The organism is Corallococcus carmarthensis, assembly GCF_003611695.1.
Lineage (GTDB): Bacteria > Myxococcota > Myxococcia > Myxococcales > Myxococcaceae > Corallococcus > Corallococcus carmarthensis.
The window spans coordinates 1-23,943 of record NZ_RAWE01000038.1; the positions used below are offsets into that span (position 1 = coordinate 1).

Genomic DNA, 23,943 nt, shown 5'->3' on the forward strand with positions numbered 1-23,943 from the left:
GGCGGAAGGGGGAGGCCTGCGATCAGCAACGGGCCCCGCGGTGCGGCGTCTACTTCTTCTTGGCGATGATGTTGTCGATGGCCGCCCGGTCCTCGGCGGTGATGCGCTCGCGCGGGCCCGCGGCGTTGGCGGACTTCTGGGACACGGCGTCCTTCGCGTCCTCCAGCGCGTCCCCCACGCGGCCCTTCACCCTGTCCACCGTGGAGGGGTTCATCGAGCGCTTCCAGGTGCGCTCCATGTGCTCCAGCGGCGAACGGCCGTCCACGTTGCCCCGCGCCAGGAAGACGCCGAGTCCCACCGCGCAGGTCGTCCAGACCAGGAACTTCAACACGCCCATGATTCACATCCTCCTACGTCGTCTTACATCGCCCCCGGGGGCATGGCGAGTTTCCTGACCGGGCCCGAGGGAGTCGCTGACAGGGGACGTGGGGACCCTTAAGGTCCACGGGCTTGCAGCCCGAAGAACTCATCAGGGCCGCCCAGACGCGGGCGGCGGGATTGGACGTGGGGCGGGGGGACGCGGCGCTGGAGCGCGTGCGGGCCTCCGCCTCGGCGTTGTTCGCGAAACTGCCGGAGCCCCCGGTGTACCGGCGCGCGGAGGACCCGTCGCGCAAGGCGGCCCAGGCGCTGCTGCCGGAGATGGAGCGGGTGCTGGCGGAGGCCTTCGCCGTGGCCCGCGAGTCGGCGGTGTCGCCGCTGGTGGACCGGTTGGTGGCGGCCCTGCGAGCGCACGCGGAGGCGCTGGTGCACACCGCGGACGGCCGGCTGGAGGCGGCGGAGCTGGCGTGGCGCCGGGCCCAGGAGCTGGAGCGGGCCGCGCACCCCACGCGGCAGATGGTGGGGCCGCCGTCGCGGCCGCCGCCGGTGTTCGACAAGGCCTCCGGCCTGTCCCGCTACGACCCTCGCAACGCGGCCCAGGCGACCGTGAAGCTGGTGTGCCCCAACACGGGCTGCAAGCGCATGGGGGACTACGCGTTCATCCCGACGCACGCCTACCACCGCTTCGTCTGCCCGGCGTGCCGGGTGCCCTTCCTGGCCTACTTCGGCGAGCTGAAGGGGCTGGAGGTGGAGCACCGGCGCAGCTCCAGGCGCTACCGCTTCACGGTGGATGAGGTGGGCAGCGCCGTCTCCACGCGCATCGACTTCGAGGAGGCCGGCGGACAGGAGTTCCCGGCGGCCCGGCGCGACCTCTTGGCCTTCCTCTACACGGAGCAGCGCGAGCTGAAGGTCGTGGTGAACCTCACCAACGGGAAGCTGATGTGGGTGAGCCCCGCGTCGTCGTGCTTCGTGGTGACGGCGGCCTTTGGCGAGGGGGCGCCGGAGCTGGTGGCGTTCCGGGCCTTCCGCGACGACGTGCTCCGGAAGAGCCGGCTCGGCCAGGGGTTCATCGACGGGTACTATCACTGGGGCCCTCCGCTGGCGGCGTGGGTGGTTCGCCGGCCGCGGGTGCGGTCCGGGGTGCGCTGGGCCCTGACGCGGGTGCACGGCCGCCTGACACGGAAGGAACGCGGATGACACAGCAGGCTGGGACGGAAGGGACGCCGCCACCGGGCGCGCGCGGGGACAAGGCCAAGACGGCACTGTCGGTGGTGGCGGTGCTGGGCCTGGCGGCGCTGGCGTTCCTGGGCGTGCGCGAGGCGCAGCGGGCGCGGCTGGTGCCGGACGGGGTGTCGCCGCCGTCCTTCCAGCTGACGAAGCACGAGGGCGGCTCGCTGGCGCTGTCGGACCTGAAGGGTCGGGTGGTGATGCTCGACTTCTGGGCGACCTGGTGCCCGCCGTGCCGCGAGGAGATGCCCTCGCTGGTGAAGCTGGCCAAGGAGTACGAGTCCCAGGGGCTCGTCTTCGTGGCGGCCAGCCGGGACGACGGCGCGACGGCGCCGCAGGAGGTGGACTACTTCCTCCAGCGCTTCCAGCCGGAGCTGCGGCCCTACGTCGTGTACGCGGACGACAACGTGGCGCGCGCCTTCGAGGTGAATGCGCTGCCCACGCTCTACTTCCTGGACCGCGACGGCAAGGTCATCGACGCGCAGCGCGGCATGCTGTCCGAGGACGGCCTCCGCCGCCGCATCGAGCGCGCCCTCAAGCGGTAGAGTGAAAGCGGTAGAGTGGAGGGCATGATCCTCTACGACGCGGACACGGTCGACGCGTGCTCCTGGCCCCAGACGCCCCAGGCCCGGCTCGCGCGCGACTACTTCGTCCCGGTGATGAAGCGCGGCAGCACCGCCTTCCTCTCCGACCGCACCACCTTGCGGCTGGTGGCGATGGACGACCTGCGCATCCCGCTGGCCATCAACGAAGCGGAGTACGGCAACTCCCCGATGCACTCCACCTGGGTGCGCTACATCGGCCTGCCGGTGGCGGCCGTGACGGCGGAGACGTACGGCGCGGCGCGCGCGGTGGTGATGCGCGGGGCCATGCGCACGCTGGGCGCGATGCTGAAGGCGGCGCGCATCGACAAGTGCGTCTACGTGGACCACTGGCTGGTGCTGCGAAACCTGCACGTGAGCCTCGATGAGGCGCAGGTGGAGCGCCTCACGGCCTTCCTGGCGGAGCACTTCCCCGGGCACGCCATCGTGTTCCCCGCCATCAACCCGGCGAGCGCGTCGCCCCTGCTCAACACGCTGGCCGCGCGGGACTACGGCTTCGTCTACGCGGCGCACACGCGCATGACGCTGCCCACGCAGGACGTCAGCCGGCAGGTGCGGGAGAACCGGCGCCGCGACGGGCGGCTGCTGGAGGCCGCGGGCTACCGCGTCGTGGACGGGCGGGAGCTGCCCGGCTGCGCGCCGCGGCTGCGGGAGCTGTACCGGTCGCTCAACGCGGACAAGTACCACTCCACGCTCGACTTCACGGAGGAGTTCTTCGCGTGGACGCTGCGCGAGGGGATCTTCCAGTACCGGCTCGCGGTGAAGGACGGGCGCGTGGATGGCTTCTACGCCACGCACGTCAGCGACGACGTCGTCTGGTCCCCCCTGTTCGGCTACGACCTGTCGCTGCCGCAGGAGCTGGGCCTGTACCGCGGGCTGGTGCACCGGCTCATGCAGGACGCGCTGGAGGTGGGGCTCACCATCGAGCTGGGGCCGGGCGCGGATCCGTTCAAGAGCCTGCGCGGCTCGCAGCCGGTGCCCCGCTGGAGCGCCTTCCACGTGAAGCACCTGTCGGGCTTCCGCCAGTATGCGTGGCGCACGTTGCAGCGCTACGTCAACGGCGGAGTGCGGCCGGCCGCTAACGCCATGCTGAAGAAGATCGACGGTGACGCCGCCGTCGGCTTCGGTCCGCTGACGCTGCCCTTCACGCCGCCCACGGGCCAGACGCCGCGCGAAGCGGCCCGGGCGCTGCGCGAGCAGGTGGACGCGCTGGAGGCGTCGCTGGAGTCCGCCGCCCGGCAGGAGGGGGAGGACCGGCTGCGCGAACTGGCGCCGCTGTCGCAGGCCCTGCACAACTGGCCCCAGCCCATGCCTCGCGTGGTGGCGCTGCGCGAGCGGCTGACGCGGCTGGAGCAGGACGCGCGCCGCAAGCCCGCGCCGGCCGTGGCGCCCGCGAGCGAGTCCCCCGCGGACCAGGCCCGGCGGCTGCTCCAGGACGCGACGCGGTGGGGGGAGACGATGCTCGTCGCCGCGCACCTGGGCGAGCTTCCGGCCCCGCACCTCAAGGCGCTGGTGGAGGCGCTGCGGCAGGCGGCGGGCAGCGTGGGCGTGGTGCTCACCGCCACGCGCGGCGGCAAGGTGGTGCTGGTGACGGCCGCCAGCGACGCGCTTCGCGGCCAGGGCGTGGACGCGGGCCAGCTCATGGCCCAGGCGGCGCCCTGCGTGGAGGGCAAGGGCGGCGGCTCGCCGGAGGTGGCGTGGGGCGGCGGCTCGCGCGCGGACGGCATCGACGCGGCGCTCGCCGCGACCCGGCGCTTCGTGGAGTCGCGGCTCGCGGGCCCGGTGCCGTCCGGCGGCGTGGGCTGAGCGTCACAGCACCTGGCGCACGGCCTCTTCCAGCTTCGCCCGGGGCACGGCGCCCACGACCTGCTTCACCACCTTCCCGCCCTTGAAGAAGAGCAGGGTGGGCATCGCGCGGATGCCGTACTGCTCGGGCGTCCGGGGGTGGTCGTCCACGTTGAGCTTGGCCATCTTCATCCGGCCCTTGTACTCGGCGGCCAGCGAGTCGATGACCGGCGCGATGACCCGGCACGGCGGGCACCAGGTGGCGGTGAAGTCCACCAGCACCGGCTCCTGCGACTCCAGCACCTCGCGTTGAAAGTCCGCGTCGCCCAGCTCGATGACGTTGCCAGCCATGTGCCCCATCCTTGCGTGAAGGGCGCGGGCCTTCGCCTGGGCCGCGCCTCGTGTCCACGGGATGTAATCGCGGGCGGTGGCGGGCACGAGCACCCCTCGCGGGACGCATTGTTCCGCCAGGAGCCCTATTCCTCCTCCCACGGGAGCGCGGCGCCGCGCGCGGACAAGAGCTTCAGGAAGGCGCGCACCTTGAGCGGGAGCTGCCGGCTGCTCGGGTAGACGGCGAAGATGGGCAGGCCCGGGGGCGTGTCCGCCGCGAGCACGGGGATGAGCAACCCCGCGCGTACGTCGTCCGCCACCAGCGAGGCCGCGAGCCGCACGATGCCCAGGCCCGCGCGTGCCGCCGCCTGGCCCGCGCGCTCGCTCGGCACTCGCAGGCGGCCCGTCACCGGCACCGTGCGCGCGCTCCTGCCCTCGCCGAAGAACCACACCTCGTCGGTGCCGGACTCGGCCAGGAGGATGCACTCGTGGGCCGTCAGCGCTTCGGGCGTCCGGGGCGTGCCGTGGCGGCCGAGGTAGGTGGGGCTGGCGTAGTAGCCCGTGCGCACGCGTCCGAGCCTGCGCGCCATCAACGACGAATCCGCGAGCGGCCCGGTGCGCAGCGCCAGGTCGTACTCCTCCGCGATGAGGTCCACGTGCGTCTGCGCGAGCGACACCTCCACGCGCAGCCGGGGCTGGTGCAGGAGCAGCTCCGCGATGACGGGCGTGAGCAGCTCACCCAGCAGGGACAACGTCGCGATGCGCAGCGTGCCCTGGGGCGTGCCGCGCGATTCGCTCACGGCCGCGTTCACCTCGCGGGCCTCGGCGACCAGCCGTGCGCAGTGCGCGTGGTACTCGCGGCCGGCTTCGGTGAGGCGGAGCCTGCGCGTGTTGCGCTCGAGCAGCCGGATGCCCAGGCGCTCCTCCAGGGCGGCCAGCCGGCGGCTCACCGTGGACTTGCGCAGGCCCAGGCGCTCCGCCGCGGAGGTGATGCTGGCCGTCGCCACCACCTCCGCGAAGAGGACCATGTCGTCCAGCAGGGGCGGGTTCGCGGCCACGAGGGCCAGCCTATGCCCCGGCCCGGATGGGCGCGAGCCCGCCGTGTCCTTCCGGCGTCAGTCGTTGGCCGCGCCCGCGAGGATCCACGAGCGGATCAGCACGTTCAGGCCCGGGTGCTGATCGAAGTACTCCGGCTTGCCCGTGGGCATGCGGTCTCCGCACGCCGTGCCTTCCAGCTTCCGCACGAGCGCCGAGTTGTCCGGGTCGCCGGGCGCGACGCGATGGAGCGTGCCGCAGGCCTTGGCGGTGACGTTGATCAGGCTGGCGTGGCTGGTGTCCGCCGCGAGGCTCAGGTTGCCGGCCTTGCCGTGGCAGCCCGTGCATTGCACGGAGCTCCATACGGACTGGACGTCCGCGCCGTAGCGGGGCACCGACACGGGCAGGGTGACGGTCCGCACCACGGGCGGGTTCACGCCATCCGTGACGCTCACGGAGAAGGTGAACTCGCTCTGCGTGGCCACGACGGGTGAATACCACTCCGCGCTCGCGCCGGTGGTGCCGCCCACCCAGGTGCCGGGTGTGCCCGGGGTGAGCTGCGTCCACGTATAGTTCAGCGGGTCGCCATCCGGATCACTCGCGGTGATGGTGAACGTGCCGGTCGTCCCGGCGACCAGCGACGCGGGCGCGGCGACGGTGTCGCTCACGGTGGGGGACTGGTTGGGAGTGGGAGAGGCATCATCGCCACAGGCGATGACTCCAGACCCGATGAACAGCAGGGCCAGCAGGAGCCGCGGGGAAGCGTGCATGGGGGGATCCTCTGAACGAGAGTGCCCGGCAAGCTGGCATGCGGTGGTGATTTCAACCCAGTGTCCGGAGGGGTTGGACAAAATCAGGCTGACGCACGTTCAGGATGTTCTTGAAGGCAGGCCATCAGAGAGCGCCATGTTCCGAATCGAGTCAGAGAAAGAGTTGCTGCGCGCGTTCCGCTCCAGGGATCGCAAGTACGTCGAGCTGCCCAAGGGCACCCGGCTCCCGCTCTTCGTCCGGGACTACCTCGCCTGGGTGGATCCGTACGGCGTGCGCGTCTTCCTCGTGTTCGTCGCCCCCGGGGGCAAGACCCCCACGGGCATCGCCTTCCGCCGTGATCAGCAGGGTGACCCGACCCTGGCGCCCAAGATGTGTGACTGGTGCATGACGCCCACTGGCGCGGAGGTCGGTCTGCTCACCACGGATGTGGACTCGAAGCGGCGGGTGGGTGTGATCGTCTGCCTGGACCTGCGCTGCGGTGAGCGGTTGGAGGCCCTGGCGGACCGGTCCGGCCGCAGCGTCCTGGACGACAAGGCGCGGCTCATCGAGCGCATGGCGCGCTTCGCGCACGAAGCGCTGGGCCTGGAGCCTGGCGCGGAGGAATGAGGAGGCGGGCCCGTGTGTCCGGGCCCGCGCTCCTTCGCGCTACAGCGTCCGCAGGTGCTGGCGCAGCGGCTCCGCCACGCTGGAGGCGTGCGGCGCGCTCAGCATCGTGTAGTGGTCCCCCGGAACGTCGTACGCGGTCACGGGCCCCGTGAGCCACGTGCTCCAGGAGGGCTCCTCGGAAGCGGCCGGTCCCACGGTGGCCCGGAACAGGAGCGTGGGCCCCGAGTAGCCACCGGAGGGCACGTAGGTGCGCTGGGCCTCGTAGAGCCGCGTGTGCACGGCGAAGAGGTGCTCGGCGCCCTCCAGGTCCAGCCCGAGGTCGTGCGCGGGCGTCCCCTGGAGCCGGCCCAGGAGGTACGCGAGGCGTTCGCGCTCCTCCATGGCCCGCAGCCGTTCCAGGTCCAGGGACAGGTCCTGCCAGCGCAGGCCGAGCGTCTGTCCGAAGAGCGCCAGCAGGCCGAGCGGATCCGCCTGGGGACGCGGTTGGGGCATGGGCACGGTGGAGTCCATCAGGGCCAGCAAATCCACCCGCTCACCCAGGGCCTGGAGCTGACGCGCCATCTCCAGGGCCACGAGTCCGCCGAAGGACCAACCGCCCAGCAGGTACGGCCCCCGGGGCTGCACGGTGCGAACCTGGGAGAGGTAGTCGTGCGCCAGCGCCTCGACGGAAGCGGGAGGCAGGACGCCGCCCTCCAGGCCCGGCGCGGACAGCCCGTGGACGGGCCGGTCGTGGCCCAACTGGCGGACGAGATCGGAATAGCCCAGCACGCCACCGCCGCCGCCGTGGACGAGGAAGAGGGGACGCACGCCCTCCGTGCCCTCCGCCAGCCGCACGATGTTGGAGGGGCGCGAGGGGTGCGCCTGCTGGAGCCGCCGCGCCAGCTGCTCGACGGTGCCGTGCTGGAAGAGGGCCGCCATGGGCAGCAGGTGCCCGGTGTGCGCGCGGATGGAGGAGACCAGCCGCAGGGCCAGCAGGGAGTGACCGCCCAGGTCGAAGAAGTTGTCGGTGATGCTGACGCGAGGCAAGCGCAGCACCTCCGCGAAGGACGAGGCCAGTTGCTCCTCGAGCGGCGTGCGGGGCGCGACGTGGCTTCCGGACGCGGCGGTCTCTGGGGCGGGGAGCGCCTGGCGGTCCACCTTGCCGTTGGCGGTGAGGGGCAGGGCGTCCAGCGCCATCACGGCGGAGGGCACCAGGAAATCCGGCAGCCGCTGCTTGAGGAACGGGCGCAGTTCGGCGACGTCCAGGGACTCGGGCGCGACGACGTAGGCCACGAGCCGCTTGTCGCCGGGCACGTCCTCGCGGGCCAGGACGACGGCCTCGCGCACCGCCGGGTGGGTGAGGAGCGCGGCCTCGATTTCGGGCAGCTCGACGCGGAAGCCCCGCACCTTCACCTGCGCGTCCGCGCGGCCCAGGAACTCCAGCACGCCGTCCTCGCGCCAGCGGCCGAGGTCGCCGGTGCGGTAGAGGCGCGCGCCGGGAGTCGTGGAGAACGCGTCGGGGACGAAGCGCTCCGCGGTGAGCGCGGGCTGGCTCACGTAGCCGCGAGCGAGCCCGTCGCCGCCCACGTAGACCTCACCCTGGACGCCAGCAGGCAGGGGCTGGCCGGAGGCGTCCAGCACGTACACCCGCGTGTTGCCCAGGGGGCGCCCCAGCGGGACGCTGGCGCCCACCTGCGAGGCGTGCGTGAAGCGGTGGCTGGTGGCGAAGACGGTGGTCTCCGTGGGGCCATAGCCGGCGGTGACGGGGAGGCCCAGTTGCTCCAGCACCCGGCGCACGTGGGGAGCGGAGATGACGTCGCCCCCGGTGAGCACCTGGCGCAGGGAGCGTAGCGCGGGCAGGTGCGAATCCACCAGCTGGGTGAAGAGGCCCGCGGTGAGCCACAGCGTTGTCACGCCGTGGCGGAGGAGCACCTGCTCCAGCTCATGCGGATCCGTTGGAGGGTGGGGCGGGAAGACGGCCAGCTTCGCGCCATGCAGCAGCGCGCCCCAGACTTCGAAGGTGGAGGCGTCGAAGGCGAGGGGCGCCATCATCAGCAGCGTCTCGTCAGGCCCGAAGCGGGCGTAGTCGACGCCGAAGAGGGTGCGCAGCACCGCGGCGTGAGGCGTGCCGACCCCCTTGGGCCTGCCAGTGGAGCCGGAGGTGAAGTCGATGTACGCGAGGCTCTGGGGCAGGGCTCTCGAAGGCGGCGCATGCGAGGGCAGCGCATCCAGGGACAGCTCCTCCAGCACGACGGGCCGCAGGTCCTCGTGAGGCAGGTTCGGCAGCAGGGCGCGAGTGGTGAGGAGGACATGGGGCCGGGCGTCCTCCACCATCGCGGCCAAGCGCGCGCGAGGGTAGGCCGGATCCAGCGGCACGTAGGCCGCGCCGGCCTTGAGGATGGCGACGAGGGAGACGACCAGCTCCAGCGAGCGCTCCAGGGCCAGGGCCACGCGCGAGTCGGTGCCCACGCCCAGCGAGCGCAGGTGCCACGCGAGCTGGTTGGCGCGCTCATCCAACTGCCGGTAGGTGAGGTGCGCGTCACCGAACTCGACGGCGACCTTCTCCGGGAAGCGGGCCACCACCTGCGAGAACACCTCCGGCAGCGTGGCGTCGCGCGGGTACTCGGCCGCCGTCGCGTTCCACTCCACCAGCACCCGCTGGCGCTCCGCTTCCGTCATCAGGGACAGCGACGCCAGGGGCGCCTCGGGCCGGGCCACGAGTGCCTCCGCCAACGTGCGGAGGCGCTCCGCCATGCGATGGGCCGTGTGTGGCTCGAACAGGTCGGTGTTGAAGCCCAGGGTTCCCACGAATCCTTCGGGGGACTCCGCCAGGCTCAACTCCAGGTCGAACTTGGCCGTGCTGTCCTCCACGTCCATCGCGTGCAACGTCAGGGCCTCCGTGCGCGTGGAACGCGGTGCGGTGTCCTGCAGGGTGAAGAGGACCTGGAACAGCGGCCCCCGGCTTGGGTCGCGAGCAGGCTTCAGCGCCTCCACCAGCCGCTCGAAGGGCACGTCCTGATGGGCGTAGGCCCCCAGCGCGACCTCCTTCACCCGGCGCAGCAGCTGGCGGAAGGACTCGCGGCGGTCCACGTGGGCGCGCAGCGCCAGCGTGTTGACGAAGAATCCGACGAGCCCCTCCAGCTCCTCCTGCTCACGGCCCGCGATGGGCGAGCCGACGGCGAAGTCCTCCTGTCCGGAGCAGAGGGCCAGCAGGACCTGCCAGAGCGCCAACAGCGCCATGAACGGGGTGCCGACCTCCTGCTGGCAGAGGGCCTTGAGCCCCCGCGAGACCGCCTGCGGCAGGCGCACGGGCACCCGCGCGCCCCGGTAGGTCTGCACGGCCGGGCGAGGCTTGTCCGTGGGCAGCTCCAGCGCATGAGGCATCCCGGAAAGCTGCTGCCGCCACCACCCCACCTGCTGCTCCAGCACCTCCCCCTGGAGCCAGTCCCGCTGCCACGCGGCGTAGTCCGCGTACTGGAGCGGGAGGGACCGCAAGGGCGAAGGCTGCCCTCGCGAGAACGCCGCATGGAGCGCTCCCAGTTCCTCGACGAGGACGCGGTTGGACCAGCCGTCCGAAACGATGTGGTGCAACGTGACGAGCAGCACGTGGCGCTGCTCGGACAGGCGCAGCAGCGTGGCGCGCATCAGGGGCGCGCGCGCCAGGTCGAAGGGCGTCCGCGCTTCCTCCCTGGTCAGCCGGCGGACCTCCACGGCCTGCTCCGCCTCCGGCAGGTGGCGCAGCTCCACCAGGGGCACGCTCAGCACCGCGTGCGGATGCGGGTGCTGGAAGGGCTCGCCGTCCTCGCGTGCGTGGAACGTGGTGCGCAGGGCTTCGTGACGGTGGACGAGCTCCTGGAGGACCCGCGACAGCGCCTCGGCGTCCAACGGCCCGTCGAGCTGGAGGGCCGCGGGGATGTTGTAGTGGACGCTTCCCGGTTGGAGCCGGTCGAGGAACCACAGGCGCTGCTGCGCGAAGGACAGCGGCAGCGGGCCGGTGCGGGGAACGGGCACCAGCGGCGGACGCCGCTCGGTCCACCGGGGCCGCGAGGCGCCCTCGATGCGCGAGGCGAGCGACTCCACGGAAGGCGCTTCGAACAGCGCGCGCAGCGGCAACGCCACGCCGGTCTCCGTGCGGATCCGCGAGACCACCTGGGTGGCCAGCAGCGAGTGTCCGCCCAGGGCGAAGAAGTCGTCCTTCACGCCCACCCGTGGCACCCGCAGCACCTGCGCCCAGATGGCCGCCAGCTTCGCTTCCATCTCCGTGCGCGGCGCTTCGTACGTGCTGGTGGAGGCAGGCGCTTCCGGTTCCGGCAGTGCCTTGCGGTCCACCTTGCCGTTGGCGTTGAGCGGCAGCGAATCCAGCACCACCACCGTCCCCGGCACCATGTACTCCGGCAACCGCAGACGCAGGCGGGCCTTCAGCGTCTTTCCTTCCAGCGTCGCGCCGGCCTTCGGCGCCACGTAGGCGATGAGCTGCTTCTCCGCGCCCTCACCCCTCGCCACCACCACCGCTTCCTTCACCGCCTCCTGCTGGCGCAGCGCGGACTCCACTTCGCCCAGCTCGACGCGGAAGCCGCGCACCTTCACCTGGAAGTCCACCCGGCCCAGGTACTCCAGCACGCCGTCCGCCCGGTACCGCACCCGGTCTCCCGTGCGGTACATGCGGCTGCCTTCCGGGCCGTAGACCTCCGGCAGGAACCGCTCCGCGGTCAGCTCCGGCCTCAGCAGGTAGCCGCGCGCCTGGCCTTCGCCCGCCAGGTACAGCTCTCCCGCCACGCCCACCGGCACCGGTTGCAGGTCCCTGTCCAGCACGTACGCCCGCGTGTTGGCGAGCGGCCGGCCGATGTTCGGCACCTCCTGCCGTCCCACCAGCGACACCGTCGAGTACGTCGTGTCCTCCGACGGGCCGTACAGGTTGTAGAGCTTCTTCACCGTGGGCACCGCGTACACGGCCTTCGCCAGCGTCTCCGGCAGCGCCTCGCCCGCGAGGTTGACGACCCGCACCGTGGGCGGCACCGCGCCCAGCTTCACCAGCTGCGCCATCGCGGACGGCACCGTGTTGATCAGCGTGACCCCGGCGTCCGGCTTCGCCTCGGCCAGGGCCAGCGCGTTCTGGACCACCACCACGCTGCCGCCCCTCACCAGCGGAGCGAAGAGCTCGAACACGGACAGGTCGAAGTTGAGGCTCGTCGCCGCGAGCACCGCCCGCGTCTCCTCCTCCGTGAACGTCTCGGTGGCCCACGTCAGGAACGCCACCGCGTTGCGGTGGGTCACCGCCACGCCCTTGGGGCGCCCCGTGCTGCCGGACGTGTAGATGAGGTACGCCACGTTCCGCGGGTGGAGCTCCACCGTGGGCACCGTGGACGGCTCCCCAGCCAGGTCCGCGTCCGCGTCCAGACACACCGCCTGCGCGGTGAAGGCGGGCAGGAACTCCAGCAGGTGCGAATGCACCACCAGGGCCGGCCCCTTCGCGTCCTCCAGCAGCCAGCCCAGGCGCTCCTTCGGGTAGCTCGGGTCCAGCGGCACGTACGCGCCGCCCGCCTTGAGGATGCCCAGCGTGCCCACCAGCACGTCCGCCGTGCGCTCCACGCACAGGCCCACGCGCGACTCGGGGCCCACGCCCAGCTTGCGCAGCCGGTGCGCCAGCTGGTTCGCCTGGAGCTCCAGCTGCCGGTATGTCAGCCGCTGTTCACCGCTCACCACCGCGATGGCCTCCGGCGTGCGCCGGGCCTGCGCTTCGAAGAGGCGGGGAATCGTCGCGTCGCGCGGGAACCCGGCCCGCGACGCGTTCCAGGTCACCAGCACCTGGTGACGCTCCGCGGGCGTGAGCAGGGGCAGCAGGCCCACGGCTGCGTCCGGCGCCGCCACCGCGCCTTCCAGCAGCACGCGCAGGTGCTCCACCATCCGGGTGACGGTGGCGGCTTCGAACAGGTCCGTGCGGTAGCTCAGCGCGCCCTGAAGCCCCCGAGGCGCCGGGGCCAGGGCCAGCGTCAGGTCGAACTGGGTGGTCCGCTCCTCCCGCTCCAGGGGCAGCAGGCGCAGGGGCGCGGAGCCGCCGGGCAGCGACAGGGGTTGCGTCGGCGCGTTCTGCAGGGCGAGCACGACCTGGAAGAGGGGCGAGTGGCTCAGGCTGCGCTGGGGCTGCAGCTCCTCCACCAGCTTCTCGAAGGGCGCGTCCTGGTGCTCGTAGGCCGCGAGCGTGGTGGCGCGCACCTGGCCCAGCAGCTGGCGGAAGGTGGCCTTCGGGTCGACGTGCGTGCGCAACACCAGCGTGTTCACGAAGAAGCCGATGAGCCCCTCCGTGTCGCCATGCGTGCGCCCGGCGATGGGCGACCCGACGGTGATGTCCTCCTGGCCCGCGTAGCGGGAGAGCAGCGTCTGCCATGCCGACATCAGGCCCATGAAGAGCGTGGCGCCCTCGCGCTGACACAGCGCCTGGAGGGCCTGAGACAGCGCCTCCGGCAACGCCACGGGCACCTGGGAACCCATGGGCGACAGGATGCGCGGACGCGGCCTGTCCGTGGGCAGCTCCAGCAGCGGCGGCACGCCGGCGAGCTGACGGCGCCAGTAGGCCAGGTGGTGCTCCAGCACCTCGTCCTTCAGCCACGCGCGCTGCCACGCCGCGAAGTCGACGTACTGGACGGCCAGGGGCGGCAGCGGCGAAGGCAGCCCCGAGACATGGGCGCCGTAGAGCGCGGTCAGCTCCCGCACGAGCACGCCCATGGACCACCCGTCGGAGACGATGTGGTGCATGTTCAGCCACAGCACGTGCGTCCCGGGGTCCAGCCGCAGCAGCGCCGCGCGCAGCAGGGGGCCGCGCTCCAGGTCGAACGGGCGCAGGGCCTCCTCTTGCAACCGCTGTGTCACGGCCTCGTCGGAGACCGCGCCCAGGTCCATCACCTCCAGCGCGAAGGGCAGCGTGGGGAGGATGACCTGGACGGGCTCGCCTTCCCGCGAGACGAAGACGGTGCGCAGGGATTCGTGGCGGGCGATGAGCGCGGCGAAGGACTTCTCCAACGCGGTCACGTCCAGCGCGCCTTCCACGCGCAGGGCCAGGAAGAGGTTGTAGGCGGCGCTGTCCGGATCCAGCTGGTCCACGAGCCACAGCCGCTGCTGGGCGAAGGACAGCGGCAGCGGACCCGTGCGCGTGACGGGGACGAGGGGCGGCGGGGGCGGCAGCGCCACCACGCCCCGTCCGCGCAGCGCCCGGAGGACCTCCCGGGCCCGCCGGTACGCCTCCGCCCAGCTCAGCGTGTGGCCCTCGTGCTCGAAGGCGGCCACGCCGGGATGGAGCCGGGCCTGCGCCTGGAGGAGTCCGTGCAGGGACGCATCCTCCGCCGTGGCGGCGCCGGGCTCGCTCCAGCTGTGCAGCAGCAGCCCGCGCTCCTCCAGCGTGAGCATGGGCAGCGCGGAGAGGCGGCGCTCCGGTGCGTGGAGGGCTCCGGCCAGCAATGCGCGCAGGTGCCCCACCATGCGGCTGGCGGTCGCGGCGTCGAAGAGGTCGGTGTTGTATTCGAGCAGGCCCTTCAGCCCGTCGGCGGTGTCGTTCAGGGCCAGGGTGAGGTCGAACTTCGCCGTGCCGCCCCGGGGCTCCAGCGGGTGCAGGCGCAGGCCCGTGCCCAGCGTCTCCGGCATGGGCGCGTTCTGGTACGCGAGCATCACCTGGAAGAGCGGCGTGCGGCGCGGATCCCGCTCCGGCCGGAGCGCCTCCACCAGCTTCTCGAAGGGCACGTCCTGATGGGCATACGCGCCCAGGGCCACGTCGCGGACGCGGGCGAGCAGCTCCCGGAAGCTCGGGTCGCCGTCCAGCTTCGTGCGCAGCACCAGCGTGTTGACGAAGAAGCCGATGAGCCCCTCCAGCTCCGCTTGATTGCGGCCGGCGATGGGCGAGCCCACGCAGACGTCCTCCTGGCCGCTGTAGCGCGAGAGCAGCACCTGGAACGCGGCCAGCACCACCATGGAGGGCGTGACGCCCTCGCTCCGGCAGAGCGCCTGCATCGCGTCCGACAGCTCGCGCGGGAACTGGAAGGGCACCACCGCGCCACGGAAGGTCTGCACCGCGGGGCGGGGCCTGTCCGTGGGCAGCTCCAGCGCCTTCGGTGCGCCGTGGAGTTGCTGGCGCCACCAGCCGAGCTGGGACCCCAGCGCCTCGTCGCGCAGCCAGTGGCGCTGCCAGACGGAGAAGTCCGCGTACTGCACGGGCAGGGGCTGGAGGTGCGGAGTGCGGCCCTCGGAGTGGGCGGCGTACAGCGTGGTCAGTTCCTGGAGCAGCACGCCCATGGACCACGCGTCGGAGATGACGTGGTGCATGGTCAGCAGCAGCAGGTGGTGCTGCGCGCTCATGCGCACCAGGAGGACGCGCCAGAGCGGACCGGCTTCCAGGTTGAAGACCTGCCGGGCCTCGTCGTCGAGGATGGCGCCGAGTGCGTGCTCGGCGTCGGGCCAGGCGCTCAGGTCCATCCATCCCGCGGGCAACGTGGGGGAGGGGGTGATGATCTGGACAGGGCCGGAGGCCTGCTCACGGAAGGTGGTGCGCAGGGATTCGTGGCGCTGGAGCAGGTCGCGCAGGCCGCGTGCGAGCGCGGGCACGTCCAGCGCGCCTTCGAGCCGCATGACGAAGGGGAGGTTGTACGCGGTGCTGTCGGGCTCCAGCTTCGCGAAGAACCACAGCCGCTGCTGGGCGAAGGACAGGGGCAGCCCGTCGTCGCGCGGCACCGGCTTGAGCGCTGGCACCGGCAGCGCGGGGCGCACCGGGCCCTGGGACTCCAGGCGGCGGGCGATGGCTTCCACGGTGGGGGCAGCGAAGAAGTCCGCGATGGACAGCTCCGCCTGCGACGCGCGCCGGATGCGCGAGAGGATCTGCGTGGCGCTGAGCGAGTTGCCGCCCAGGTCGAAGAAGTTGTCCTCGGCGCCGACCGTGCCCGTCTGGAGGACCTCTTCCCAGAGCGTCGTGATGAGCCGCTCGGTGTCCGTGCGCGGCGGGCGCGTCCGGGCGCGGGTCTGGAACGTGGAGGGTGCGGGGAGGGCCTTGCGGTCCACCTTGCCGTTGGCGGTGAGGGGCAGCGCGTCCAGCCGGCCCACGGCGGAGGGCAGCATGTAGTCCGGCAGCCGCTGCTTGAGGAACGGGCGCAGTTCGGCGACGTCCAGGGACTCGGGAGCGACGACGTAGGCGACCAGGCGCTTGTCACCGGGCACGTCCTCGCGGGCCATGACGACGGCCTCGCGCACATCAGGATGGGCGAGGAGCGCGGCCTCGATTTCGGCCAGCTCGATGCGGAAGCCACGCACCTTCACCTGCGCGTCCGCGCGGCCCAGGAACTCCAGCACGCCGTCCTCGCGCCACCGCCCCAGGTCGCCGGTGCGGTAGAGGCGCGCGCCGGGAGTCGTGGAGAACACGTCGGGGACGAAGCGCTCCGCGGTGAGCGCGGGCTGGCCCACGTAGCCGCGTGCGAGCCCGTCTCCACCGATGAACAGCTCGCCCTGGATCCCTGGAGGCACGGGCTGGCCGGAGGCATCCAGCACGTAGAGCCGCATGTTGCTGTGCGGGCGCCCCAGCGGGACGGAAGCACCCACCTGCGAGGCCTGCGTGAAGCGGTGGCTGGTGGCGAAGACGGTGGTCTCCGTCGGCCCATAGAAAGCGGTGACGGGGACACCCAGTTGCTCCAGCACGCGGCGCACGTGGGGAGCGGAGATGACGTCGCCCCCGGTGAGCACCTGGCGCAAGGAGCGCAGCGCGGGCAGGTGCGAGTCCACCAGCTGGGTGAAGAAGCCCGCGGTGAGCCACAGCGTCGTCACGCCGTGGCGGAGGAGCACCTGCTCCAGTTCGTGCGGATCCGTCGGAGGGTGCGGCGGGAAGACGGCCAGCTTCGCGCCATGCAGCAGCGCGCCCCAGACTTCGAAGGTGGAGGCGTCGAAGGCGAGCGGCGCCATCATCAACAGCGTCTCGTCGGGCCCGAAGCGGGCGTAGTCGACGCCGAAGAGGGTGCGCAGCACCGCGGCGTGGGGCGTGCCGACCCCCTTGGGCCTGCCGGTGGAGCCGGAGGTGAAGTCGATGTACGCGAGGCTCTGGGGCAGGGCGCTGCTCGGTGGTGCGTGCGCGTGCAGCGCGTCGAGGGACAGCTCCTCCAGCACGACGGGCCGCAGGGCCTCGTGAGGCAGGTTCGGCAGCAGCGCGCGAGTGGTGAGGAGGACGTGGGGCCGGGCGTCCTCCACCATCGCGGCCAGACGCGCGCGAGGGTAGGCCGGATCCAGCGGCACGTAGGCCGCGCCGGCCTTGAGGATGGCGACGAGGGAGACGACCAGCTCCAGCGAGCGCTCCAGCGCCACGGCCACGCGCGAGTCGGTGGCCACGCCCAGCGAGCGCAGGTGCCACGCGAGCTGGTTGGCGCGCTCGTCCAACTGCCGGTAGGTGAGGTGCGCCTCGCCGAACTCGACGGCGACCTTCTCCGGGAAGCGTGCCACCACCTGTGAGAACACGTCCGGCAGCGTGGCGTCGCGCGGGTACTCGGCCGCCGTCGCGTTCCAATCCACCAGCACCCGCTGGCGCAGCTCGGCCGTGAAGGGGACCCCGGTGTCGCGGGGCTGCGCGGCGGCGCGGGCCTCCCACTCACGCGCGACGTCCTCCAGCGGAACCGTGGGCACGGCCCGCGCGCGGACCTCTCGCGGCTTGTGCGGTGCGGGGACCGGTTGCCCCTTGCCCGCGAGCGCCTCGTCGATGAGCCGGGCCACGGCCTCCAGCGTGGGAGATTCGAACAGGCGCCGGAGGGGCAGCTCCACCGCGAAGGTCTGACGGATCCGGCTGAGCGCCTGCGTGGCCAACAGCGAATGGCCTCCCAGGTCGAAGAAGTGATCATTCGCCCCGACGCGCGCGACGCCGAGCAGGTCCTGCCACAGCCCCGCCAGGCGCTGCTCGGTGGGCGTGCGTGGCGCGACGTACTCGCGAGGGTCACTCCCCGCCAGGTCCGGAGCGGGCAGCGCCTTGCGGTCCACCTTGCCGTTGGTCGTGAGCGGAAGCGCGGTCAGCACCACCACCGCGGACGGCACCATGTATTCGGGCAGCGCGTCCTTGAGGGCCGCGCGCAGTCCGGGGCCGTTGGCGGTGACCCCGTCACGCAGCACGACGTAGCCCACCAGCCGCTTGCCACCGGGCCCGTCCTCGCGCGCCACCACCACCGCGTCCCTCACCGGGGGCAGCTTCGCCAGCGCGGCCTCCACTTCGCCCAGCTCGATGCGGAAGCCGCGCACCTTCACCTGCGCGTCCACGCGGCCCACGAACTCCAGCGTGCCGTCCTCGCGCCAGCGCACCACGTCGCCCGTGCGGTACAGCCGTGCGCCTGCCTCGCCGGAGAAGGCATCCGGCACGAAGCGCTCCGCCGTCAGCGTGGGCCTCCCCGCGTAGCCGCGAGCCACGCCCACGCCGCCCAGGTGCAGCTCGCCCTTCACGCCCACGGGCACGAGCCCGCCCCGGGCATCCAACACGTAGGCACGCACGTTGGCCAGCGGCCGGCCGATGGAGGGCACGCGTCCGTCCGCCGTGCACCCGGTGAGCGTGGCCATGACGGTGGCTTCCGTGGGGCCGTACGTGTTGAGGAACACGCGGCCCGGCGCCCACCGCGCCACCACCTCCGGGGGCAGCGCCTCACCGCCCGAGATGACGGTCCGCAGCGCGGGCAGCCCCTCCGGGGCCGTGGCCGCGAGCGTCGCCGGCGTGAGGCTGATGACGGTGAGGGCCTCGTCGCGCAGCAGCTTGCGCAGCGGCTCGCCGGGCATCAGGTCCTCCAGCGGCGCCAGCACCAGCGTCGCGCCACCGCACAGCGTGGTGAAGATCTCCTCCACCGACAGGTCGAACGAGAGGCTGGCGAACTGGAGGACGCGGCTGCCCGGCCCGATGCCGTAGGCCGTGGCCTCGTGTGCCACCAGGTTGCAGACGCCACGGTGTTCGATGGCGGTCCCCTTGGGCGTGCCCGTGCTGCCCGAGGTGTAGAGCACGTACGCGAGATTCCGGGGCCCCACGCCGGAAGCCGGAGCCAGGACGCTCTCCCCCGCGAGATCCTCCCGCTCCACGTCGAGGCACAGCGCACGCGCGCGGTGCGCCTCCGGGAAGCGCTCCAGCAGCGGAGCCTGCGTCACCAGCACGGTGGCGCCGCTGTCCTCCAGCATGAAGGCCAGCCGCTCGCGAGGCAGCATCGGATCCACGGGCACCCAGGCACCGCCCGCCTTGAGGATGCCCAGCAGCCCCACGGCGACGTCGAGCGAGCGCTCCACGCTCAAGGCCACCCGGGCCTCCGGTCCCACGCCCCGGCGCCGCAGCGCGTGCGCGAGCTGGTTGGCGCGGGCGTCCAGCTGCGCGTACGTGAGCGACTGCCCCTGGAACTGCACGGCCACGGCCCCGGGCGTCCGCCGCGCCTGCGCTTCGAAGAGCGTGTGCAGGCAGCAGTCCTCCGGGAAGGGCGCGGTGTTCCCGGCCCACTCCCGCTGGACCCGCATCGCTTCGGCCGGGTCCATCAGCGGCAGCTCGGAAACGCGCCGGTCCGGATCCGCGACCGCGCCCTCCAGCAGCGTGCGCAGGTGCGCGAGCAGCCGCTGGATGGAGCCGGGGTCGAAGAGGTCCGTGTTGTACTCCGCCGTGAGGCGCATGCCCTGGGGCACCTCCATGGCGATGAGCGACAGGTCCGTCTTGCTGGTGCGGTTGTCCACCGGCTGCGCGTCCAGCACGAGCCCCGGCAGCCGCAGCGGCGGCAGGGGCGCGTTCTGCAGCGTCAGCGCGACCTGGAAGAGGGGGTTGATGCTCAGCTGGCGCTCCGGCTTCAGCGCGTCCACCAGCTTCTCGAAGGGCACCTCCTGGTGCGCGTACGCCTCCAGCGTCGTCTCCCGCACGCGGCCGAGCAGCTCGCGGAACGACGGCTGGCCGGACAGGTCCGTGCGCAAGGCCAGGTAGTTGGTGAACAGGCCGATGAGCCCTTCCAGCTCCGCGCGGCCCCGGCCGGCCACGGAGGTGCCCACCACCACGTCCTGCTGGCCGCTGTAGCGCGACAGCAGCACCTGGAAGCCCGCCAGCAGCACGCCAAAGAGCGTGTTGCCCTCCGCGCGCGCGAGCGCCTTGAGCGCGTCCACCAGCGCGACGGGCAGCACCGCGTTGATGCGGGCACCCCGCCCGGAGAGGACCGCGGGGCGGGGCCTGTCGGTGGGCAGCTCCAGCACCGCGTCCGGATCCAACCGCTCCCGCCACCAGCCCAGGTGCGAGTCCAGCACCTCGCCTCGCAGGAACTCGCGCTGCCAGGCGGCATAGTCCGCGTACTGCATGGGCAGCGGTGACAGCGGTGAAGGCTGTCCTTCCGCGAGCGCCGGGTACAGCGCGCTCAGCTCCCGCACCAGCACGCCCATGGACCAGCCGTCCGTGATGATGTGGTGCAGCTTGAGCAGCAGCACGTGCTCCAGCGCATCCAGCCGGTACAGCACGGTGCGCAGCAGCGGCCCCTTCTCCAGGTCGAACGGCTGGCGCGCCTCGTCCGTGATCAACCGCGAGGCCTCGGCCTCACGCTCCGCGGCGGGCAGCGACTGGAGGTCCACCACGGGGAGCGCCAGGTCCAGGGTGGGCGTGATGTGCTGCTGGGGCCGGCCGTCCTGCTCGACGAAGGTGGTGCGCAGCGGCGCGTGACGCCGCACCAGCGCCTGGAGGCTGGCGTGCAGCACGGCCGCGTCGAGCACCCCGGAGAACCGCACGCGGACCGGGATGTTGAAGGCGGCGCTGCCAGGGCTCAGCCGGTCCTGGAACCACATGCGCTCCTGGCTGAAGGACACGGGCGCATGCGTGGGGCGGACCTTGGTGCGCAGCAGCTCCGCCAGACGCGCGCGCTTCTGCTCCGGGGTCATCCCCGCGCCATTACCTTCCGTTTCAAATGTCCTCATGTATTGAGAATAGCCCGCGAACAGGGGGCACTGGGTAAAAGCGACCCTCGGAGTTATTCCCGAATATTTCGACGCGGCGCACTCGACAGGACGCGTCGTGCGGCCGGGTGACGAGGCCTCGAAACGGGGCTTTTTGCCCCAGGCCTCCAGCCACCCCACAAATAAACAAAGGCAATGATTGGGGACGGCCCGTGCTCCGGGCCGTCCCAATGGACCGCGTTACTTCTTGCCCGCCGGCGTGCCCGCGTCCGGCGTGGCCGGGGGCTTCGGCGGCGTGCCGGTGCCAGGCTCGGGAGTCGCGGGAGGCGTGCCCGGTCCGGGGACCGGCTCGGTGCCGGGCGGAGGCGGCTGGCCGTGGGGCACGATCGTCTCCTTCGGTCCGGTTTCGATCTCCGACTTCACGAGCTTGAAGTCCACGCGCCGGTTCTTCGCGCGGCCCAGGGCCGTGTCATTGGTGGTGATGGGCCGGTCGAACCCGAAGCCCTGCGACGTGAGGCGCTTGCGGTCGATGCCCTTCTTCACCAGGTAGTCGAGCACCGACTTCGCGCGCCGGTTGGACAGGTCCATGTTCAGCGTGCGCGAACCCTTGTTGTCCGTGTGCCCTTCAATCTGCACCGGCCCCAGCGTGGGGTTCTTCACGAGCACCGTCGCCACCTCGTCCAGCAGCGGGTACGACTGCTTCTGGATGACCGCGGAGTTGGTCTCGAAGAGGATGTTGCCCTTGATGCGGATGCGGTCCGACTCCACCACCACGTAGGGCGGGGCGTCGTACGGGCAGCCGTTGTTCTCCGGCGGGCCGGCCACGTCGGGGCAGTCGTCCTCGCCGTCCGGAATTTCGTCGAAGTCCGTGTCCGGGCAGCCGTCGAAGTCCTTCAGGCCGGGCACCGTGGGGCACTTGTCCAACGGGTCGATGACGCCGTCGCCGTCGGTGTCCTTCTCCGACTCCGGCGGGCAGCCCTTGTTCTCCTTCGGGCCGGGCTTGCTGGGGCACGCGTCGTCGCCGTCCGCCACGCCGTCGCCGTCGTTGTCCGGATCCGGGCAGCCGTCCTGGTCCTCGAAGTCGTCCTTGTCCTCGGGCTGCGTGGGGCAGCGGTCGCGCACGTCGGGCACGCCGTCGCCGTCCGAATCCGGCCCCTCGTCCTTGAAGGTCTTGTCGTAGCGCAGCGCCAGCATGACGCGCAGGGCCTCGCGGCCGTAGCCGGTGGTGACGTTGAGGCCGCGGCCCACGTCCAGCTCCACGCCCCAGTCGCCCCACACCTTCGCGCGGGCGCCCACCAGCAGCTCCCACGGCGACTTGAGCGAATCCGCCTGGTCGAAGTTGAAGGGGCGCGCCAGCGGCGTGCGCAGGTGCATTTCCGCGGTGGCCTTCACCTCGCGCAGCCGGCTGATGTCCGGCAGGTCCACGATGCCGCCCGCGCCCAGCGTCAGCTCGTCGTCCACGCGCAGGTTGAGGTACTGCGCCGCGGGGCGCACCAGCACGCCCGCGTTGCCCAGCACGCGCACGGGGCCCAGCTTCTTCTCCACGGCCAGGCGCGGGGCGAACACCACGCCGCTTTCACCCGTGAAGCTCTGGGCGCTGCCGGTGGGCAGCCGCACCTCCGCCACCAACGCGAGCCCCAGCGGGAAGCGGTCCGGGTTCAGCAGGCTCACGCGCGGCAGCACGCGGATGTCGCCCAGCGTGGTGCTGCTGACGCCCGCGGCGCCGGGGAAGTCCGGCGAGTTCAGCGCGTCCCCCAGCAGCGAGAAGTTGTCGCCCTGCACGAGCGTGAACGGCAGGTCCACGCCCAGCTCCAACCGCTCCAGCAGCTGGTAGGCGAACAGCACGTGCGCGTCCAGCCGGTAGGGGATCAGGTCCCCCAGCTTCTCGTCACCCAGCTTGAGGGCGAGGATGCGCCAGTTGAAGTCCAGCAGCAGCGCGCCCCGGTAGCTGCCCACCGGTTCCACGGTGGCGCCTTCCAGCGCGATGCCGCTCGACTGCGCGGCCGTGGGCTTCACGGGGACCGCGTCGAAGCCTCGGGAGAAGGGGTCGGGTTGGGCGTGGGCCGCTGCCGTGGTGAGCAGCAGGCCCAGGACCGCGAGTCGCAGGGCCGCGCCGCACGCGGACCGGCTCCACGAAACATGTTCGGAGTCGGGGCATTGCATACCGAGGCTCTTAGCACCCACCTCCCCCCGCCGGAAGAAAAGCCACCCTCGGCGTGCGTGCTACAGCCTCATGCCATTTCTACAAACCCCGAGCGCCCGCGGATCCGCCGCGCATCCTGTCCGCTACGACACACTTCGCGCAGGGCCACCGGTTTCCCGGCGCGCGTGACGCCGTGCGAGCAGCGAGAAGAAGGGCCATGAACCGGTGGCTCGTGTGGGGCTGTGTCCTGGTGGCGGGCTGTGGCACCCGCGAGGCGAACGTGCGGCGCGACGCGCTGGCCGCGAAGGCCGCGGCGCCCGAAGGCACGGTCATCTTCGAAGGAAGCTGCGACGCGTCCGGCGCGGTGGAGCTGGGCCAGGGCCTGTTCGTCGTGGCGGACGACGAGGACAACATCCTGCGCGTCTACGATGCGCGGAAGGGGGGCCGTCCGCTGCGCACGGTGGACCTGTCGCCGTCGCTCGAATTGCCGGTGAAGAAGAAGGCACCGGAGACGGACATCGAAGCGGGCTCGCGGTTGGGCAACCTGGCCTTCTGGCTCACGTCGCATGGCCGCAACAGCGCCGGCAAGAAGCAGCCCGCGCGCCTGCGCTTCTTCGCCACGGGCGTGGAAGACCCCGAGCACGTCCAGGTCGTCGGGCAGCCGTACACGCAGCTCTTGGAGGACCTGCTCGCGGATCCCCAGCTCGCGCCGCACGGGCTCACGCAGGCGGAGCCGCTGCCGCCCAAGGAGCCCGGAGGCCTCAACATCGAAGGGCTGACGGCGATGCTGGACGCGCCCGGGATGCTGATTGGTTTCCGGAGCCCGCTGACGCAAGGCAAGGCGCTGGTGGTGCCGCTCCTGAACCCGGAGGCGGTGGTGCGCGACGGCGTGCCCGCGCGCTTCGGGCCGCCCCGGCTGCTGGAGCTGGGCGGGCTGGGCATCCGCTCGCTGTCGTCGTGGCGGGGGCGCTATCTGATCATCGCGGGGGCCACTGCTTCCGAGGCCCGCTCGCGGCTGTTCACCTGGAAGGGCGGGGACGACGCGCCGGTGCCGGTGACGTCGGTGGACCTGTCGGGCGTGAACCCGGAGGCGTTCTTCACGCCGGACACGTCGGGCGACATCCTGCTGCTCAGCGACGACGGCACCGTGCGGGTGGACGGGGTGGAGTGCAAGCGCCAGAAGGATCCGGCGCTCAAGCGCTTCCGCGGCGTGTGGACGGCGTTGCCGGAAAGCCCCTGAGCGCCGGAAGGGGCGCGGAC

Annotated in this window: 11 protein-coding genes; 5 read left to right on the forward strand and 6 right to left on the reverse strand. The window is 72.1% G+C overall.

The annotated features are described in order from the left end of the window. Window positions 1–49: 49 nt before the first annotated feature. The gene (locus D7X32_RS13280) at window positions 50–337 is read right to left on the reverse strand and encodes a hypothetical protein (protein ID WP_120602907.1); all 288 of its coding nucleotides are present in this window, start codon (window positions 335–337) and stop codon (window positions 50–52) included. Between the two features lie 113 nt (window positions 338–450). Here D7X32_RS13280 and D7X32_RS13285 point away from each other — a divergent pair, with 113 nt between their 5' ends. The 3 genes from D7X32_RS13285 to D7X32_RS13295 are packed head-to-tail and all read left to right on the forward strand — an operon-like array spanning window position 451 to window position 3,953. Further along, window positions 451–1,515 carry a CFI-box-CTERM domain-containing protein gene (locus D7X32_RS13285; protein ID WP_120602908.1) on the forward strand — a complete coding sequence of 355 codons (1,065 nt, stop codon included), beginning with the start codon at window positions 451–453 and terminating at the stop codon, window positions 1,513–1,515. Continuing rightward, entirely contained in the window at window positions 1,512–2,090 is a 579-nt protein-coding gene (locus D7X32_RS13290; protein ID WP_171446573.1) for a TlpA family protein disulfide reductase, read from the forward strand. Before D7X32_RS13285 ends, D7X32_RS13290 begins: the two co-directional genes overlap by 4 nt. Before the next feature lie 24 nt (window positions 2,091–2,114). Then, the gene (locus D7X32_RS13295) at window positions 2,115–3,953 is read left to right on the forward strand and encodes a DHHA1 domain-containing protein (protein WP_147450133.1); all 1,839 of its coding nucleotides are present in this window, start codon (window positions 2,115–2,117) and stop codon (window positions 3,951–3,953) included. A 3-nt stretch (window positions 3,954–3,956) separates the two neighbouring features. On the opposite strand, the gene trxA is transcribed toward D7X32_RS13295, so the two are convergent. The 3 genes from trxA to D7X32_RS13310 form a co-directional block, all read right to left on the reverse strand. Then, complete coding sequence (gene trxA / locus D7X32_RS13300) at window positions 3,957–4,283, reverse strand: thioredoxin (RefSeq protein WP_120602910.1); 327 nt, start codon at window positions 4,281–4,283, stop codon at window positions 3,957–3,959. A 125-nt stretch (window positions 4,284–4,408) separates the two neighbouring features. Continuing rightward, complete coding sequence (locus D7X32_RS13305) at window positions 4,409–5,290, reverse strand: LysR family transcriptional regulator (RefSeq protein ID WP_208752415.1); 882 nt, start codon at window positions 5,288–5,290, stop codon at window positions 4,409–4,411. A gap of 87 nt (window positions 5,291–5,377) precedes the next feature. Next, entirely contained in the window at window positions 5,378–6,067 is a 690-nt protein-coding gene (locus tag D7X32_RS13310) for a cadherin repeat domain-containing protein (protein WP_120602912.1), read from the reverse strand. Window positions 6,068–6,203: 136 nt separating this feature from the next. On the opposite strand from D7X32_RS13310, the gene D7X32_RS13315 reads away from it, so the two are divergent. Continuing rightward, window positions 6,204–6,674, forward strand: coding sequence for an FBP domain-containing protein (locus D7X32_RS13315; RefSeq protein ID WP_120602913.1), 471 nt, complete (start codon window positions 6,204–6,206; stop codon window positions 6,672–6,674). 39 nt (window positions 6,675–6,713) lie between these two features. Here D7X32_RS13315 and D7X32_RS13320 read toward each other — a convergent pair whose 3' ends face one another. After that, window positions 6,714–20,525, reverse strand: coding sequence for a non-ribosomal peptide synthetase (locus D7X32_RS13320; protein WP_158625670.1), 13,812 nt, complete (start codon window positions 20,523–20,525; stop codon window positions 6,714–6,716). A gap of 255 nt (window positions 20,526–20,780) precedes the next feature. Next, a complete protein-coding gene (locus D7X32_RS13325; protein WP_120602915.1) occupies window positions 20,781–22,703 on the reverse strand; it encodes an OmpA family protein in 1,923 nt (640 codons plus the stop codon). A gap of 197 nt (window positions 22,704–22,900) precedes the next feature. Here D7X32_RS13325 and D7X32_RS13330 point away from each other — a divergent pair, with 197 nt between their 5' ends. Beyond that, window positions 22,901–23,923 (forward strand): DUF3616 domain-containing protein, encoded by a 1,023-nt coding sequence (locus tag D7X32_RS13330; RefSeq protein ID WP_120602916.1) that lies wholly within the window; start codon window positions 22,901–22,903, stop codon window positions 23,921–23,923. The last annotated feature ends 20 nt before the right edge of the window (window positions 23,924–23,943 follow it).